The sequence below is a fragment of the Sphingopyxis sp. YF1 genome (assembly GCF_022701295.1).
Lineage (GTDB): Bacteria > Pseudomonadota > Alphaproteobacteria > Sphingomonadales > Sphingomonadaceae > Sphingopyxis.
In genome coordinates this window covers 1,654,309-1,669,980 of sequence record NZ_CP033204.1, presented here as the reverse complement: position 1 = coordinate 1,669,980, position 15,672 = coordinate 1,654,309, and the positions used below count along the sequence as shown (strand labels likewise).

Genomic DNA, 15,672 nt, shown 5'->3' with positions numbered 1-15,672 from the left:
ACTGCCCGCGGCTTGTCGGGGGTAAGGGTTCGCGGTTTTCGCAGCGGATGGGCGGCGCGCGCGCTGCCGGCGATGCTCGCGGGCGCGCTGCTGTGCGGCATGGCGCCCGGCGAGATGAGCGTCGCCGGTTTCCTGGCGCGCGCCGATTCGATCATGCGCCTCGGCCCGCTGGCCATGGCGACGCCCGAGGCGGCGCGGCTCAAGAATGAAGTGATCGCCGCCGGCAAGCGCTACAAGGCGCGCCACGACGCCGACCGCAAGGCCGGCCGCCGGACGACGAGCTGCCCGCCCGAAACGGGTTCGCTGACCCCCGAACAATGGCTTGCGCACCTGCGCTCCTACCCCCCGGCCATCCGCCCGAAGATATCGCTCACCGCGGCCTTCGACGGCCTGATGCGAAAGCGTTATCCCTGCCCATGACGATCTATTGCGACGAATCGGGCGGGCTCAACGCCGGGGCCATGACCTTTGCCGCGGTGATGCTCACCCCGCAGGCGGCGGGCGATATCCACGCGCGCTTCCGTTCGGTCACCGGGCTGCGCGGCGAGCTCAAGGGCAGCCGCATCAGCATCGTCGAGCGCGCCTACCTGCTCGAACTCTTCGACCGCGCGGGCGGCCGCGCGTGGGTCGCGGTCGCGAAACGCGACACGCTGGCGCAGGGCGCCGGGGGGACGCTGCCGAGCGACCTCGCGCTCTATGGCGCGCTGCTCAATTCGGCGATCGGGCACTGGCTCCCCGAAACGGGCGGGGTCTGCACCGACGTGGTCATCGACGACGGCCGCTACGACCCCAATATCCTCGCGCACGTCCGCGAGGAAATCCAGGCGGGCCTCGGCCAATGGGGCCGCGCATCGCTCGCCGACAGCAAGCGCAGCGACGGCGTCCAGATCGCCGACGTGATCGCGAACAGCCTGTTCAACACCACGGTGGGGTCGCCGCGCGCGTACCGCATCCACCGGATCATCGAACCGATGCTCGCGTCGAAGGCCATCCGCGTCGCCGAACTGGCGCGCGTTCCATAGGAAACGCGACCCGGCGCCGAAGCCGGTCCGCTGCCCTTCAGGGGATGGCGTAGGTCACGTTCGCCTGCCCGACGGGCTTGTCGGCGTCGTCGGTCCAGATACGCACGTCCATCACCGCGAGCCTCTTGCCGAGGCGCAGCATCGTCGCGTCGGCGAAAAGCGGCCCCGGACGGCAGGGACGCAGAAACTGGTAGTTGAGGCCGCTCGTCACCGCCATCGCGACCGGACCGATATGCGCGAGGACAAGCGCATAGGCCGCCATGTCGGCGAACCCCATCTGCGTCGGCCCCGAGATCAGCCCGCCGGGACGCAGCGCATTCTCGTTCGGGTCGAGCCGCGCCTGGATATGTCCGGGCACGGCCGACACGACACGCCCCCGCGATCCCGGCACCGAATGCGGGAAAGCCTCCGCCATGAAGGCATTGAGCGCGTCGGCGTCGAGGCGGATCGCGCTCGACGAGATGGGAGCCTCGTCCGCCAAGGTCAGCGCGTCAGCTTCTTGTAGGTCGTCGCGTGCGGACGCGTCGCGCCGTCGCCGAGGCGGCGGATCTTGTCCTCTTCATAGGATTCGAAATTGCCCTCGAACCATTCGACATGGCTGTCGCCCTCGAACGCAAGGATGTGCGTCGCAAGCCGGTCGAGGAAGAAGCGGTCGTGGCTGATCACCACGGCGCAGCCCGCGAAATTTTCGAGCGCCTCTTCGAGCGCCGCGAGCGTTTCGGTGTCGAGGTCGTTGGTCGGTTCGTCGAGCAACAGGACGTTGCCGCCTTCCTTGAGCATCTTGGCGAGGTGGACGCGGTTGCGTTCACCGCCCGACAGCTGGCCGACCTTCTTCTGCTGATCGACCCCCTTGAAGTTGAAGGCGCCGACATAGGCGCGCGTCTGCATCTCGTGCTTGCCGATGCTCATCAGCTCGTGCCCGCCCGAGATTTCTTCCCAGACATTCTTGTTGGGGTCGAGCGCGTCGCGGCTCTGGTCGACATAGCCGAGGCGCACGGTATCGCCGATCGAGACGCTGCCGCTGTCGGGCTGTTCCTGCCCGGTGATCAGTTTGAACAGGGTCGACTTGCCGGCGCCGTTCGGACCGATGACCCCGACGATGCCGCCCGGCGGCAACGTGAAGGACAGGTCCTCGAACAGCAATTTGTCGCCATAGGCCTTCGAGATGCCCGCAACCTCGATCACCTTGCCACCAAGGCGTTCGGGAACCTGGATGACGATCTGCGCCTTTCCGGGCGTCCGGTTTTCCTGCGCTTCGACGAGCTGGTCGAACGATTTGATACGCGCCTTCGATTTCGCCTGACGCGCCTTGGGCGACTGCCGGATCCATTCGAGTTCGTCCTTGATCGCCTTCTGGCGACCGGCGTCCTCGCGCGCTTCCTGTTCGAGGCGCTTGCCCTTCTTTTCGAGATAGGTCGAATAATTGCCTTCGTAGACGAAATAGCGGCCGCGATCGAGTTCGAGGATCCAGTTCACGACATTGTCGAGGAAATAGCGATCGTGGGTGACGAGGATGACGTTGCCCGGATAGTCGACGAGATGTTTTTCCAGCCAGGCGACGCTTTCGGCATCGAGGTGGTTGGTCGGTTCGTCGAGCAGCAGGATCGACGGCTTTTCGAGCAGCAGGCGGGTGAGCGCGATGCGGCGCTTTTCACCGCCCGACAGATTCTCGACGCTCCAGTCGCCCGGCGGGCAGCGCAGCGCTTCCATCGCGATTTCGAGCTGGTTGTCGAGCGTCCAGCCGTCGACCGCATCGATCTTTTCCTGGAGCGTGCCCATTTCCTCCATGAGCGCGTCGAAATCGGCGTCTTCCGGCGGGTCCGCCATCAGCGCGCTGATCTCGTTGAAGCGGTCCATCATGTCGGCGACCGGGCGGACGCCGTCCATGACATTTTCCTTGACCGTCTTGGCCGGATCGAGCTGCGGCTCCTGGGCCAGATAGCCGACGGTAATCGCCTCGCCCGGCCAGGCCTCGCCGGTGAAATCCTTGTCGATGCCCGCCATGACCTTCATCAGCGTCGACTTGCCGGTGCCGTTCGGACCGACGATGCCGATCTTGGCGTCGGGGTAGAATTGCAGGCTCAGATTGTTGAGCGTCGGCTTCTGCGCGCCGGGATAGGTCTTGCTCAGACCTTTCATCACGAAACTATATTGGGCGGCCATGGAATGCTCCGGTAGAGGCTGGGCCGCAATGCGCGGCCGAAGAGAGTTGCGCGCCGGTTAGCGAATGGGCGCGCGGTTGGCAATCGGCGCTTGCGCGCGCGGGGCGGGCCGTTACGACGGCATCATGAAGGCCTCTTCGCACCCTGCCCGGCTCGCCGGGAGCCTCGCCCTGATTTTTGTTGCAACCGGCGCGGCCGCATCGATCCCCCCGCCACCGACCGCCGCCGAACTGGCGCTGCAGGGCGACGACGTCGCCTGGTCGATCGCCGAGGGGCTGACGACGGAGATCGGTCCGCGCCAGGCGGGCACAGAGGCGGAGGCGGCCGCACGTCGCTGGGCCGTGGCGCGGCTCGGACAGCTCGGCTTCGCCAATGTGCGCGAAGAGCCTTTCGACATGCCGACGTGGGTGCGCGGCGAGGAACAGGCCTGGCTCACCGGCCCGTTCCATCCGCAACCGCTGGCGATCGCGGCGCTGGGCAACAGCGCATCGACCGGGCGCGGGGGGATCGAAGGTCCCGTCGCCTATTTCGCGAGCTATGACGATCTGGTCGCGGCACCCGACCATTATGTAAGGGGCAGGATCGTCTTCATCGACCACCAGATGAAGGCGGCGCAGGATGGCAGCGGCTACGGCTATTACGGCCGTGCGCGCTTTTCCGGTCCCAATGCCGCCGCGAAAAAGGGGGCGATCGCCGTGGTGATCCGCTCGATCGGCACCGACAGCCACCGCACGCCGCACACCGGGGTGACGAGCTTTGAGCCCGGGGTGACGCCGATCCCCGCAGGCGCAGTCTCGAACCCCGACGCCGACCAGCTGGTCCGGCAATGGAAACGCACGCTCCAGATGCGGACCAACGAGACGCCGCTCGGCTACACACCCGAACCGCTGCGCCTCAAGCTGGTGCTGACGCCGCAGCTGCTTGGCCCGCGCGCCTCGGGCAACGTCATCGCCGAGGTTCCGGGAAGCGATCCCGCGGCGAGCCCGGTGATCGTCGCCTGCCACCTCGACAGCTGGGATCTCGGCACCGGCGCGATCGACGACGCCACCGGATGCGGCATCATCACCGCCGCGGCCAGATATGTAATGTCGGCACGGCAACCGCGAAGAACCATCCGCATCCTCTGGGCAGGCGCCGAGGAGGTCGGCGTCCACGGCGGCAAGGCCTATTTCGACAAATATGGTGCACAGCGCCATGCGGTCGCGATGGAATCGGACTTCGGTGCCGACAAGGTGTGGCGCGTCGACTTCAAATTGCCCGACAGCGCGAAGACGGTGGCCGACCGCATCGCCGCCGCGCTCGCCCCGCTGGGCATCACGCGCGGACGCAATCCGGCGAGCGGCGGTGCCGACGTCGGCGCGCTCGTCCAGGCCGGAACCGCGGCGGTCGACCTGCAACAGGACGGCACGCGCTATTTCGACCTCCACCACACTGCCGACGACACGCTCGACAAGGTCGATCCGGCGCAGCTCCGCCAGAATGTCGTCGCCTGGACCGCGACGCTCGACATCCTCGCGAACAGCAGCGCATCGGAACTCGGGGAGTGACGGCCGCATTTCATGGCCGCCACTCGGGCTATTTGCCCCCTGCCCGGTCGCCGCGACTCAGCCGCTGCGAACATCGTGGCAAGCGACTCGCAGCCGCCGGGATTCGGTACGACATCGATACTCAACCAAAAAAGTAGGATTTCCGCCCTCTCCGGGACAACTCAATTATTTTTGTTGACGATTGGGACGGAACGGCTAAATCCCGCCGCTCGCGGGACGGGAAAGTTTCCCCAGCGCGGAAAGGCATTTTAGGGAGCCACACATCATGAAGAAGTTTGCTGCTATCGCCGTTGCTGCCAGCATGTTCGCCCTCGCCGCTTGCGGTGAAAAGGCTGCTGAAGAAGCCACCACCACCGAAGCTCCGGCCGCTGACGCCGCTGCCGACGCCGCTGCTGCTGGCGCCGACGCCGCTGCCGCTGGTGCCGACGCTGCTGCCGCTGGTGCGGAAGCTGCTGCTCCGGCCGCTGACGCCGCTGCTGCTGCTCCGGCCGCCGACGCTGCGAAGGCTGAAGCTGCTCCGGCCGCTGCTGCTGCTGCTCCGGCTGAAGCCAAGAAGTAAGTCGCAGCCCTTCGGGGCAATGACTGAAACGAAAAGAGGCGGTCTTCCATTGCGGAAGGCCGCCTTTTTCGTTGCCTGTCCGGCACCGGACGCATCCGCGCGCGCGTGTTCATTCGCGAAGCATGCAGGCGCGGCCGTTTCCCGCGGGATCAGCCGCACGAACATCCGTCCAGAACCGCACGAATGGCAGCACGCAACCGATTGCGGTCGCAAGTCCTCGCTGCGGCGAGTCAAAGACGGCGCGCTGCGCCCGCGGGACCGCTCGCACAGCGAGTGGTGGACAAGCCGAAAGACGGCGCCGGCCCCTCCGTCAGCCCTGCGCGCTGCCACCTCCCCATCGCTGCGCGACAGGGAGGAGCGGCAACGAGTGGCCGGTTGCAGCCTGCCGGCTTCCGGTACGGAAGTATCGAAAAGCGGACATCGCGACCTACCCCGATCTGACTATGGCCCGGAGAGGGCGACGACTTCCCTTCAGGCCGCCTCTTTCGTCAGGGGCTCGATATAGCGCGAGGCGGGACGGATCAGCCGGCCCGTCAGTGCCTGCTCGCGGGCATGAGCAAGCCAGCCCGCCACCCGGCCCATGGCAAACACGCCGGTGAACACCTCCTTCGGGAAACCTGCCGCCTCCAACAACAGCGCCGTATAAAATTCGACATTGGTTTCGAGCACGCGATCAGGTTTGCGCTTGTGAAGCGCCTCAAGCGCGACACGTTCGACGCTCTCGGCGAAACGCAGCCGCGCATCGACGCCCCCGAATGACTGAAGCGCAGCCTTGAGGGCGTCGGCGCGCGGATCGCGCGTGCGATAGATGCGGTGTCCGAACCCCATCAGGCGCTCGCCATCATCCAGCGCGCGCGCGATCCAGCTCGCGCTGTCGCCTTCCGCCGCGATGGCATCGAGCATGTCGATAACCGGACCGGGCGCCCCGCCATGAAGCGGCCCCTTGAGCGCACCGAGTCCTGCCAACACAGAGGAAGTCAGCCCCGCCTGGGTGGAGGCGACCACCCGCGCGGCGAAAGTCGAGGCGTTGAGGCCATGGTCGCTCACGGTAACGAGATAGGTATCAAGCGCATCAGCGCCGCTCGATCGGCCCAACATGCGGATCACATCGGCCGCGTGGCCTGCACTGGCCGAAGGCGCGATGGGTTCGTCGCCTGCCTGCAACCGGATCAGCGCGGGAAGGAGCACGGCCGGGGCCGCTAGCAGGCGTAGCGCATCAGGCAGCATTGTGCCGTCAGGCAACATCGCCATCGCGGCGCGCATGCCATCATAGGCAGACAGCTTCGACGCCGATCCCAGGAATTTCCGCGTCGCCTCGAACATATCGACGCGCGCCGCGCCCAGCCTTGGCGCAAATTCGGCTGCATCCGGCAGATCGGCAAAGAAGCCCGTAAACAGGAGATGCGCGGTTTCCTCAAAGGTCCAGCGCCCCGCCAATGCCGTAAGCGGATGTCCGCGGATGATGAGTTGCCCTTCGGCGCCGCGTACATCCGACAGGATCGTTTCGGCCGCTACGACATCTTCAAGACCATTGTTCATTTCATCCGCTCCTTGACTGTCGAGGAGCGAGATGATCCCTTCGTTCCAGTGAATCAATCTTGATCAAGTGAATCAATTATGCGCGAATGGATGACCCGCGATGAGGTGCTGGCGAAGCTGGGCGTCCGGCCTCAGACGCTCTATGCCTATGTGAGTCGGGGTCAGATCGAGCGGCGCGCCGATCCCGCCGACCCGCGGCGCAGCCTCTATCGGGGCGACGATATTCTTGCGCTCGCTGACCGGCGCGCGCGCGGGCGCCGTCAAACATCCGTTGCAGCGAGCACGCTGGCATGGGGCGAACCCGTGATCCCCACCGCCATTGCGACGGTCAGCCACGGGGAATTGATCTATCGCGACCAGCCCGCCACGGCCCTCGCCGCGCACATGCGGCTGGAGGATGTCGCGGCGTTCTTGTGGGAGCGGCCTGGCGCCATCGTCTTTCCAGAGGCGGCCGCCAGCAGCGACCCGTTTCAGGCTCTCGCCGCACCGGCCGGAAAAGCACGTTCGCTCCTTGGCAGGCCGACCACCAAGCTGGTGGATGAAGGCGCGATGTGCGTCGCAACGATGGCATCAGCTTTCGGCGCGGTCGGGACGGGGCCGATCCATCAGCGGCTCGCCTCGGCGTGGTCCCTCGATACCGAAGGCGAGGAGCTGGTCCGCGAGGCGCTGATCCTGCTCGCCGATCATGAGCTCAACCCGTCGACGTTCGCGGTGCGCGTCGCAGCTTCGACGGGTGCAGGAATGCCCGCCTGCATCCTTGCCGGACTGGCGACCCTGTCGGGACCGAAACATGGCGGCGCCGGCGTAGCGCTGGACTCATTCCTCTTCGAGGCGATCAATATGGGCGCCGATGCCGCGATCGGGCGCTGGCTCGCAACTGGACATGGACTGCCGGGATTTGGCCACCCGCTCTATCCCTATGGCGACCCGCGCGCACGCGCTTTGCTCGCAAATATTCAGCCGGACGGAGAGTTTGCGACGCTGCGGGATACGGTCATGGACATGCTGGGACTGGAACCCAACATCGACTTTGCACTTCTCGCGATCACGCGCCGATACGCATTGCCGCCGCGATCGAGTTTTGCCTTGTTTGCCATCGCCCGAACGGTGGGCTGGGTAGCGCATGCTCTGGAGCAGACGGCAACCGGTGCGATCATCCGACCCCGCGCGCGATATTTGGGTAGAAGCTGACGGGTCTGCCGAACGGCATTAGATGGCTTCGCGGATACCGAGGAGCTGTCGCGCTGTCATGTGTGGCCGTTAGTCGCCGCTAGAAATGTGCACCCCGGCGAAAGCCGGGCCCAGAATGCCGACACGAACCCGGCGTGTTTCTGCAATGGACCCCGGCTTTCGCCGGGGCGCACGGAGGGCTGGATTCGGTCATGTTCCGTCATCCCGGCGAAGACCGGGATCCCGCCCTGCAAGCCATGATGCACCGGTGAGATCCCGGCCTTCGCCGGGATGACGACTGGAAATGGACGCGGTCCGCTTCCCACCCTAGACTTGACATTTCGTGCCTATCGACGTCGCCGAATGGAATCAGCCATCGGCCTGTTCGGACGCGCGCTTGCGCCCACCCGACGGTTTGCCATATTGAGGTGTAGAAGCGGCCTATTTCAGCCAATTTCAGAAATGGTCGGGGAGACAGGATTCGAACCTGCGACATCTTGCTCCCAAAGCAAGCGCGCTACCGGGCTGCGCCACTCCCCGACGCCGGTGGGGCTTTAGCAGGCTGGCGCGCCAAGTCTATCCTGCAGACGTCGCAATCAACCGCGCATAGAAATCGATCATCCGCTTGAAGCTGTCGATCTTCATATGTTCGTTGGTGCCATGGATCATCGCCGATTCCTTCAGCGTGAAATGCATCGGCATGAAACGATAGACGTCCTCCGACACCGGCTCCATGCTGCGACTGTCGGTCCCGCCGACGACGAGCATCGGCGCAAGGACCGCATCGGGCGCGTCGGCGCGCGCCGCGGCGGCGATCCATTTCCACCCTTGCGAGCTGGTCGACGAGACGCGCGACGGTTCGCGCGGCGGCTTGACCCACGCGAGGTCGACCGGCAGCCCCGCCACCGCCTCCTTGGCGCGCGCCATGACGTCGGCCGACCGGTTCCATGGAGCGATCCGGTAGTTGATCAGGGCGTTGGCCGATTGCGGCAGGACATTCTCCTTCGGACTGCCCTCCAGCATCGTCGGCGCGATCGTGGTGTGAAACGCGGCGGCGGTCGAAGGCGTCGCGGCGAGTTGACGCCTGAGCAACGGTCCGAACAGCCATTGATTGGCAACCGCGGCCCTGGTCGTCCCGCCCTTCGCCGCGGCGAGCGATTCGAGCATCGCGGCCCCGGGACCGCGGACCTCGATCGGGAAAGTATCTTCGGCGATCGCGGTAATCGCACGCGCAAGCGTGCCGACGCCGGTCTCGGCCGGGGGCATCGAACTATGCCCGCCGGGCGCCTTTGCGGTCACCTTCAGCGTCGCATAGCCCTTTTCGGCGATGCCGATCAGGATCGCCGGGCCGCCGACGACGGGGGTGTCGGTGATGACGAGGCTGCCCTCGTCGAGCGTGAAGATCGCCTTGACGCCGTCGGCCTTCAGCTTCGCGGCGGCGGCGAGCGCGCCCGTGCCGCCCACTTCCTCATCGTGGCCCGACACGAGGTAGATGCCGCGCCGGGGCTTGAATCCGGCCCGCGCGAGCGCCTCGATCGCCTCGAACAGGCCGACCAGCGATCCCTTGTCGTCGACGGTTCCCCTGCCCCACACCGCCTGTTCGGCGATCGTCCCCGCAAAGGGGGGATATTTCCAGTCCTTCTCGGTTCCTTCGGTCACCGGCACGACGTCCTGATGCGCCATGACGATGATCGGCGCCAGCGACGCGTCGCTGCCCGGCCAGTGATAGATCAGCGTCTTGTTGGGCAGGATCGTGCGGGTCATCGCGCCGTGGGTGGCGGGGTAGGTCGCCGCGAGCCAGGCGTGCAGCCGGTCCCATTCGGCGATCTGGTTGTCGGCCGGGTCCTGGTGCGAAATCGTCGCAATCTGCGTCGCGGCGCTCAGATGGGCGACGGCGGCATCGAGGTCGTACGCCGGCGCGGCGGCGAGCCTGGTGTCGCTGCCGTCGGCGATGTCGCCGGGCGCGAAGGTGGCGGTCCGGATCGCCGCGGTCCCCGCCAGCACCGCCACGACGGCCAGTCCACCAAGCAGGATCGTCCGTTTCCGCGCCATCATGTCCCTCCCCCATTTGTCCGGACAATGGAGCGGCACGGGTCTTGATTTGCAAGGAAAATGGTGGGCCCGGCAGGACTCGAACCCGCAACCTAGCCGTTATGAGCGGCCAGCTCTAACCATTGAGCTACAGGCCCCCGTGGGGATCGGCCCGCGATAGCGGAGCGCGGCGAGCCTTGGCAAGCGCGATCAGGCGGGCGACCGGTGCCGGTCCGCACTCGCGACCATTTCCGCCGCGGTCGTCGGCTCAACCCCGCGGCGCGCGAGGTGCGCCAGCACCGCGTCCCACCAGCGATAGAAGGCCTCGAGGTCGGCTTCGGTCCGGACATAGGGCGTGTTGCCGGGCTGAAGCGACGGCGAATGAAAGGAGAAATTGAGGAGCGGCAGGCGCGCGCGCAGCGCGATGTCGATCGCGGCGCAGGCCTTGTCGGCCGGAATGCCTTCGGGGGTCAGCGCGATGCGTTCGGCGAGGCCCAGCCGCGCAAGCGCCGAACGCGTTCCCGCCGAAATGCGGTGATAGAGCCACCGCCCCGCCATCGGCCCCAGCCACCCGCCGAACACGGTGGTCACCGGCGCCTCGACCAGCGCCGGACGGTCTCCGGTTTCCACCCACCACGGCGCGAGCGGCGCGTCGCGATAGTCGGGGCCGTGCCCCGGACGATAGTCGAAGCCCGAGCGCACCGAGGTATCGCAGCGAAAGCCGAGTTCGGCGAGCATCGCCGCGCTCTCGTCCCCCAGCCCGTAGCGCCCCGCGCGATAGATGATCGGGGCGACGCCGAAGCGGTCGCGGATCGCGTCGCGCAGCGCGGTCATCTTCGCACGCTGGAGGCCGGCCGGCAGATTGCCGGTATAGCTGTTGTACGCGGTCACCTCTTCGTCGTGGGGCGGCGTGACCCAGGGATGGAGCTGGGCGCCGATCTCGCACCGTCCGGCCGCCTGCGCCGCGCCGAGGATCGCCACCGCGCGATCGTCGCCGACGATCGGCCAGTCGACAAGATAGATGGGACGAACCCCGGCACGCTCGAAATAGGCCTGGCAGTCGGCGAGCGCGGGCACCGAGTCGAGCCGGTAGCCACTGCGCGCAAAGGGCGCGGTCCAGTCGAAATCCTCTTCGGTGTCGATCGTGACCCAGAAGCGCGGGGCCTCGCCCGGCGCGAGCCTGATCATGTCGGTCGCCGACGGTGGCTTCAACAGATTGCCCGCCCGTTGCACCGAGCCTTCCCCCTGCAAGCGGGTCCCCGCCCCGATCAGTCGCTGCGCGACCCGGCCTCGGGACCGGCCGCGAACGCCGGGTTGGCCGACGGCAGGTACAAGGTCAAGGCGTTATGCCCGATGTCGAGATGTCCGCCCGCCGCGCGCGCGAGGCTGTCGACGAGCCGGAGCGAAAAGCCGAGGCTGAGGATCGCCGCGCCGGGCGCCTCGCCCTCGGGGCTGTAGCTCGGGTCGAGCAGATCGCGGGCCGGGGTGAACCGGATCGCGGCCGGGCGCACGATGCGCAATTGCAGCATCGGCCCGTCTGCGGGTTCGATGAGCAGCTGCCCCACCAGCGACGCGTGCGATTCGGCGACGTCGACGAGCGCCGTGACGAGGCGGCCGATCATCCGGCGGGCCGCGATCTCGTCAACCGCGGCATGGAACGGGCCGCCGACGCGTGCGAGGCTGATGCCGACCCCATGTTCGGCCAGCAGCGGCGCCAGGTCCCGCTCGACCTGCGCCGTCACCGCCGCGATGTCGGACGCGACACCGACCGGCAGCGAGGGCTCGGGCGCCGCGGTCGTCGCGACTTGCAGATCGTCGATGATCGCCTGGATCGCCGCGGCATCGGCGACGATCGTGTCCGCCATCGCGCGATAGGCCTGGCTGACCGGGCCGAACATCTGTCCCGAGATGATCTGCGCGAAACCCGAGATGGCGTTGAGCGGACTGCGCAGTTCGTGGATCAGCTGCCGGATCGAATCGCCCGCTCCGTCCCCCGCGGCGAGGCCATAGGGCATCTCGTTGCGTTGCGGCCGCCGCGCGCTGCCGCGGTAACCGCGAAACTGTCCGGTCGCACGGTCGAACCACGGCAAGGCCGAAAAGCGCCATTCGCCCGAATCGCTGTCGGCGCCCTCCACGATCATCCGCGCGTTGATCATTTCGGCGCGCTGGCGGAATGCCCCCGCCGCCACGCCGTCCGCGCCCGGCTCGCCGCCGAGCGCCACTTCGGCTATCGACAGCCCGATCACCGCCCCGCGCGCGACGCCTTCGACCCAGTGGATGATCCCGTCAGGTCCCGTTTCGAACAGGAAGGATTCGCGCGGCATAACGGCCGGGCGGGCTTCGGCGACCTGCTGGCCGCGCGCCGACTGGAACTTGTCGATCCGGCGCACCAGTTCGCTGATCTGGCTCGTCCCGGCGTCGGGATCGCGAACCGGTGTCGCCAGCACGGGCTGCGCGGCCTCCTCCTCGATCTCCGCCACCGTCTCGGGCTGCGGCAGCGCCACCGACGCAGCGCCGAGCGCCACGAGCGCACGCCGCACGCCGTCCGGCAGGTCGGCACGCGCCGCGAGGAAGGAACGCGCCATCGGGCCGGTGGCGGGCAGCAGGGCAAGCCAGTCCTCTTCGGCGAGCTGGGCATCGCGCAGCATCGCGAGCGACACGCTCGGCACGTCGCTGGCGTAAAGCGCGACGATCGGCGCAAACCGGCTGTGCCGTGCGATCGAGCGGGCGCAGTCGCGGCGCACGCCTTCGGGAACATGCGGCCGCAGAACGGCTAGCGCGTGCAGCGACCGGCGAATATCCTCATCGGCCAGTTGATTGCCGCGCTGAGCCAGAATATCGGAGAGCTGACGCCACGCAGCGACCGACGAACGCCGGTCCACCGGGGACTGACGCAAGATCGTCGCAATCATCGTATCGGCAGTCACGCGGTGCGGTCCCCCACCCCTTTATTGGTTAGCGTATCTTTACCGGCTAGCGTGAATCCCCGGGTCATGAAAGCGGCTTAACCATCCGCGTCGCATTGTGGGACAATTGCAATCACCTGAAATATTATTATGGTCGCCACCATCAGAGGAAACGGAAGTTACAATGATGGCGAGCCAGAAATTCGATCAGATCGACCTCCAGATCCTGCAGGAACTACAGAAAAACGGCCGAATGACGAATGTCGAGCTTGCCCAGATGGTGGGCCTCACGGCGCCTCCGTGCCTGCGTCGAGTCCGCGCGCTCGAAGAGTCGGGAGTGATCCGGAGCTACCATGCCGATCTCGACGCGGCGAAGCTGGGGTACGGCATCACCGTGTTCGCGATGGTCAGCCTGCGCAGCCAGGCCGAAGCCGACCTCAAGGCCTTCGAGGACTATGTCGGCGCGCTGGCCGAGGTGCGCGAATGCTACATGCTGAACGGCGAGATCGATTTCCTGCTCAAGGTGGTTGCCCGCGACCTCCAGAGCTTCCAGTCCTTCCTCACCGCCCATCTGACATCGGCCCCCAACGTCACCAGCGTCAAGACGTCTCTGACGATCCGGACGGCCAAGCAGCTGGCAGGAATTCCGGTCGAACTCTGACGTTCGGCGCCACAGGCACGTGCCCAAAAGAAAAGGCGCCGTCCCGATGGGAGCGGCGCCCTTTCTGTTCTGGGCCGGTGAACTAGCCAGCCGTGCCTTCAATATGAACCGCTCGCCCTGAGCTTGTCGAAGGGCCGTCCTTCCTTTCAACGGTGAAGGAAGAAGAACGGTGCTTCGACAAGCTCAGCACAAACGGACTTGGGCATGATGCGAATTTAACGCACGATGCTCTAGCCAGCCGCGGTGGCGGCTGCGGGCGCTGCGCCCCCATCGAGCTTGATGGTCCACAGCTGCGCGAGCCGCTTGCGCGCGCCCGTGACCTGCGCGAAGCTCGCCTTGGCGCCTGCGGCGTCTCCCGCCAGCGCCTGTGCGACGCCCATGCGATAGGTCCACAGCTCCTTGTCGCCGCCGGCTGCAAGCGCCGCCTTGTAGAGCGGCACCGCATCGGCGTAGCGGCCGTAGCCGACCATCGCATCGCCCGTCGCGCCTGCAACCTTGGGGTTCGACAGCGTCGAGGGCTTGGCCGCATAGGCGGTCAGCGTCGATTCCTCGTCGCCGATGCGTTCGCCCTGCGCCTTGGCGATCTCGTCGAGCCGCGCGTCGGCCTGCGGAATGACGTTGCTCGCCTTGCCGGCCTTGATCAGCGAAACCACTTCGCCGGGCAGTGCGGCTTCGGTCGCAAGCGTTGCATATTCCAGATATTCGGGACGCTGGAGCATCGAATTGGTCGCGCGCATCAGGCGCAGCGTGTCGAGCGCGATTTCCTTGTTTTCGCCGCTCTGCTGCAACAGGATGAACAGCGTCTGGCGCCACACCTGCGGCTGGTTGAAATCGCGCATGCGCAGCGTCATCATATCCAGCGCTTCATCGTTGCGCTTCGCAGCCTGCAACGCCTTGATCGGGCGAACATAGAGTTCGTCGGACGGACGCTGACCCGCAGCACGGTTCGCCTCGATCGCCGTCTTGGCGACCGCAATCCCCCGATCGACCTGATTGCTCTGGATATAGCTGTCCATCAGCAGCAGGTCGAGTTGCTGCTCCTTCGAGCCCCCTGCCTTGGCGGCCTCGAGCCGCTCGGCGGCCTTGGCATAGTCCTTGTCGCCATAGGCAAAATTGCCCGAGAAGAAATTATAGGTCGCAAGGCTCTCCGGCGGCGTCTTGCCCGATGCCAGCATGGCGTCGAGGCCCGCCGCCTGCTTTGCCTTGTCGTTGGTCTGGATGCCGAGTTGCAGGGTGAACTGGCCGATCCAGTAACGATCCTCGTCGGTCGTCGCCGACGGGCTGCCTTCGGCGATTGCGGCTGCCAGCGCAGCCGAATCCTTGGCATTGCTCGCGTCCTGCATCTTCTTCACCGCCGGGCCAAAAGCCTTGCTCACGGCAACCGTGGTGCCCTTGGCCTCTTCCTGCTTGCCCTTCTTTTCCTTCTTGGGCTTGTCCTGGGCGGCGGCAGGCACGGCGGCGGTCGCGATCAGCGCGCAGCCGAGCACGGCGGCCATTGCCGTCGCGGGCATCGAGCGAAAACGGGTGAACATCTGAAATCTCTCCTTACGATTCGGCCTCGCGCGCAGGCGCGCTATCGGAAGCCGCTGTCGCGAAACGCGGCTAAACCCCAAGCGTTGCCAAGGCAAGACAGGCCGTCGAAATTTGCTATGGTCGGGGGCGGCTGAACGATGATTGAACCGCCGCGCCCGCTCAGGCGAGGACGTCGATCGCCCGGTTGATGTCGCGCAGCACCGCGGGGTCGCCCGGGGCGCCCGCCATCGCCTCTTCCGCCAGTTCGATGAGCGGAACGATTCCGAACGTCGCCGCCAGCCCTTTCAGCCGCAACGCCGCGACGTTCCAGTTGGCATCGCAACGCGCCCGCCGCATCAGATCGGCGAGTTCGCGCGCGCTGTCGGTAAAGGCGCTACGCAGGTCGGCAGCCATCGCCGCGTCATCGCCGATCGCGGCCGTCAGATAGCGATCGAGGGGCCCACTGTCGAAGGACATTCCACAGCCTTGACAGCGCATGGTTAAGTTTCCGTTTCGTGGCGGGCATTTGCTGCTATGATGGCCCGATGACGGGGGACAAGAAA

The 15,672-nt window shown here is 66.5% G+C and carries 14 protein-coding genes and 2 tRNA genes; 6 read left to right on the top strand and 10 right to left on the bottom strand.

The features are described 5' to 3' along the window. The first annotated feature begins 12 nt into the window (after nt 1-12). Nucleotides 13-420, top strand: a complete 408-nt coding sequence (locus EAO27_RS08130) for a hypothetical protein (protein WP_242779385.1) — start codon at nt 13-15, stop codon at nt 418-420. Continuing rightward, nucleotides 417-1,022: a DUF3800 domain-containing protein gene (locus EAO27_RS08125; protein ID WP_242779382.1), complete on the top strand. Its 606-nt coding sequence runs from the start codon at nt 417-419 to the stop codon at nt 1,020-1,022. The genes EAO27_RS08130 and EAO27_RS08125 overlap by 4 nt, the downstream gene beginning before the upstream one ends. Nucleotides 1,023-1,059: 37 nt before the next feature. On the opposite strand, the gene EAO27_RS08120 is transcribed toward EAO27_RS08125, so the two are convergent. Beyond that, nucleotides 1,060-1,503: a PaaI family thioesterase gene (locus EAO27_RS08120; RefSeq protein ID WP_242779379.1), complete on the bottom strand. Its 444-nt coding sequence runs from the start codon at nt 1,501-1,503 to the stop codon at nt 1,060-1,062. 2 nt (nt 1,504-1,505) lie between these two features. After that, on the bottom strand, nt 1,506-3,185 hold the full coding sequence (gene ettA, locus EAO27_RS08115; RefSeq protein WP_242779376.1) for an energy-dependent translational throttle protein EttA: 1,680 nt from the start codon (nt 3,183-3,185) through the stop codon (nt 1,506-1,508). A 124-nt stretch (nt 3,186-3,309) separates the two neighbouring features. On the opposite strand from ettA, the gene EAO27_RS08110 reads away from it, so the two are divergent. Continuing rightward, nucleotides 3,310-4,731: a M28 family peptidase gene (locus EAO27_RS08110; protein WP_242779373.1), complete on the top strand. Its 1,422-nt coding sequence runs from the start codon at nt 3,310-3,312 to the stop codon at nt 4,729-4,731. Nucleotides 4,732-4,996: 265 nt separating this feature from the next. Further along, a complete protein-coding gene (locus tag EAO27_RS08105; protein ID WP_242779370.1) occupies nt 4,997-5,290 on the top strand; it encodes a hypothetical protein in 294 nt (97 codons plus the stop codon). A 471-nt stretch (nt 5,291-5,761) separates the two neighbouring features. On the opposite strand, the gene EAO27_RS08100 is transcribed toward EAO27_RS08105, so the two are convergent. After that, the gene (locus tag EAO27_RS08100) at nt 5,762-6,886 is read right to left on the bottom strand and encodes a citrate synthase/methylcitrate synthase (RefSeq protein ID WP_242779367.1); all 1,125 of its coding nucleotides are present in this window, start codon (nt 6,884-6,886) and stop codon (nt 5,762-5,764) included. Nucleotides 6,887-6,907: 21 nt separating this feature from the next. Between EAO27_RS08100 and EAO27_RS08095 the strand changes: the two genes are divergently transcribed. After that, nucleotides 6,908-8,020 carry a citrate synthase family protein gene (locus EAO27_RS08095; RefSeq protein ID WP_242779365.1) on the top strand — a complete coding sequence of 371 codons (1,113 nt, stop codon included), beginning with the start codon at nt 6,908-6,910 and terminating at the stop codon, nt 8,018-8,020. 442 nt (nt 8,021-8,462) lie between these two features. On the opposite strand, the gene EAO27_RS08090 is transcribed toward EAO27_RS08095, so the two are convergent. The 5 genes from EAO27_RS08090 to EAO27_RS08070 form a co-directional block, all read right to left on the bottom strand. Further along, nucleotides 8,463-8,539 (bottom strand) — tRNA-Pro (locus tag EAO27_RS08090). 36 nt (nt 8,540-8,575) lie between these two features. Further along, nucleotides 8,576-10,054, bottom strand: a complete 1,479-nt coding sequence (locus EAO27_RS08085; protein ID WP_242779362.1) for a M20 family peptidase — start codon at nt 10,052-10,054, stop codon at nt 8,576-8,578. Nucleotides 10,055-10,112: 58 nt separating this feature from the next. Beyond that, nucleotides 10,113-10,188, bottom strand: a tRNA-Ile gene (locus EAO27_RS08080). 52 nt (nt 10,189-10,240) lie between these two features. Next, a complete protein-coding gene (locus EAO27_RS08075; protein ID WP_242779359.1) occupies nt 10,241-11,263 on the bottom strand; it encodes a polysaccharide deacetylase family protein in 1,023 nt (340 codons plus the stop codon). A 35-nt stretch (nt 11,264-11,298) separates the two neighbouring features. Then, nucleotides 11,299-12,957, bottom strand: a complete 1,659-nt coding sequence (locus EAO27_RS08070; RefSeq protein WP_242779356.1) for a histidine kinase dimerization/phospho-acceptor domain-containing protein — start codon at nt 12,955-12,957, stop codon at nt 11,299-11,301. 166 nt (nt 12,958-13,123) lie between these two features. On the opposite strand from EAO27_RS08070, the gene EAO27_RS08065 reads away from it, so the two are divergent. Further along, a complete protein-coding gene (locus EAO27_RS08065; protein WP_242780513.1) occupies nt 13,124-13,597 on the top strand; it encodes an Lrp/AsnC family transcriptional regulator in 474 nt (157 codons plus the stop codon). Nucleotides 13,598-13,827: 230 nt separating this feature from the next. Here the strand turns inward: EAO27_RS08065 and EAO27_RS08060 are convergent, their stop codons facing one another. Continuing rightward, a complete protein-coding gene (locus tag EAO27_RS08060; protein WP_242779353.1) occupies nt 13,828-15,129 on the bottom strand; it encodes a tetratricopeptide repeat protein in 1,302 nt (433 codons plus the stop codon). A gap of 160 nt (nt 15,130-15,289) precedes the next feature. Then, nucleotides 15,290-15,586 (bottom strand): Hpt domain-containing protein, encoded by a 297-nt coding sequence (locus tag EAO27_RS08055; RefSeq protein ID WP_242779350.1) that lies wholly within the window; start codon nt 15,584-15,586, stop codon nt 15,290-15,292. Between the last annotated feature and the right edge of the window lie 86 nt (nt 15,587-15,672).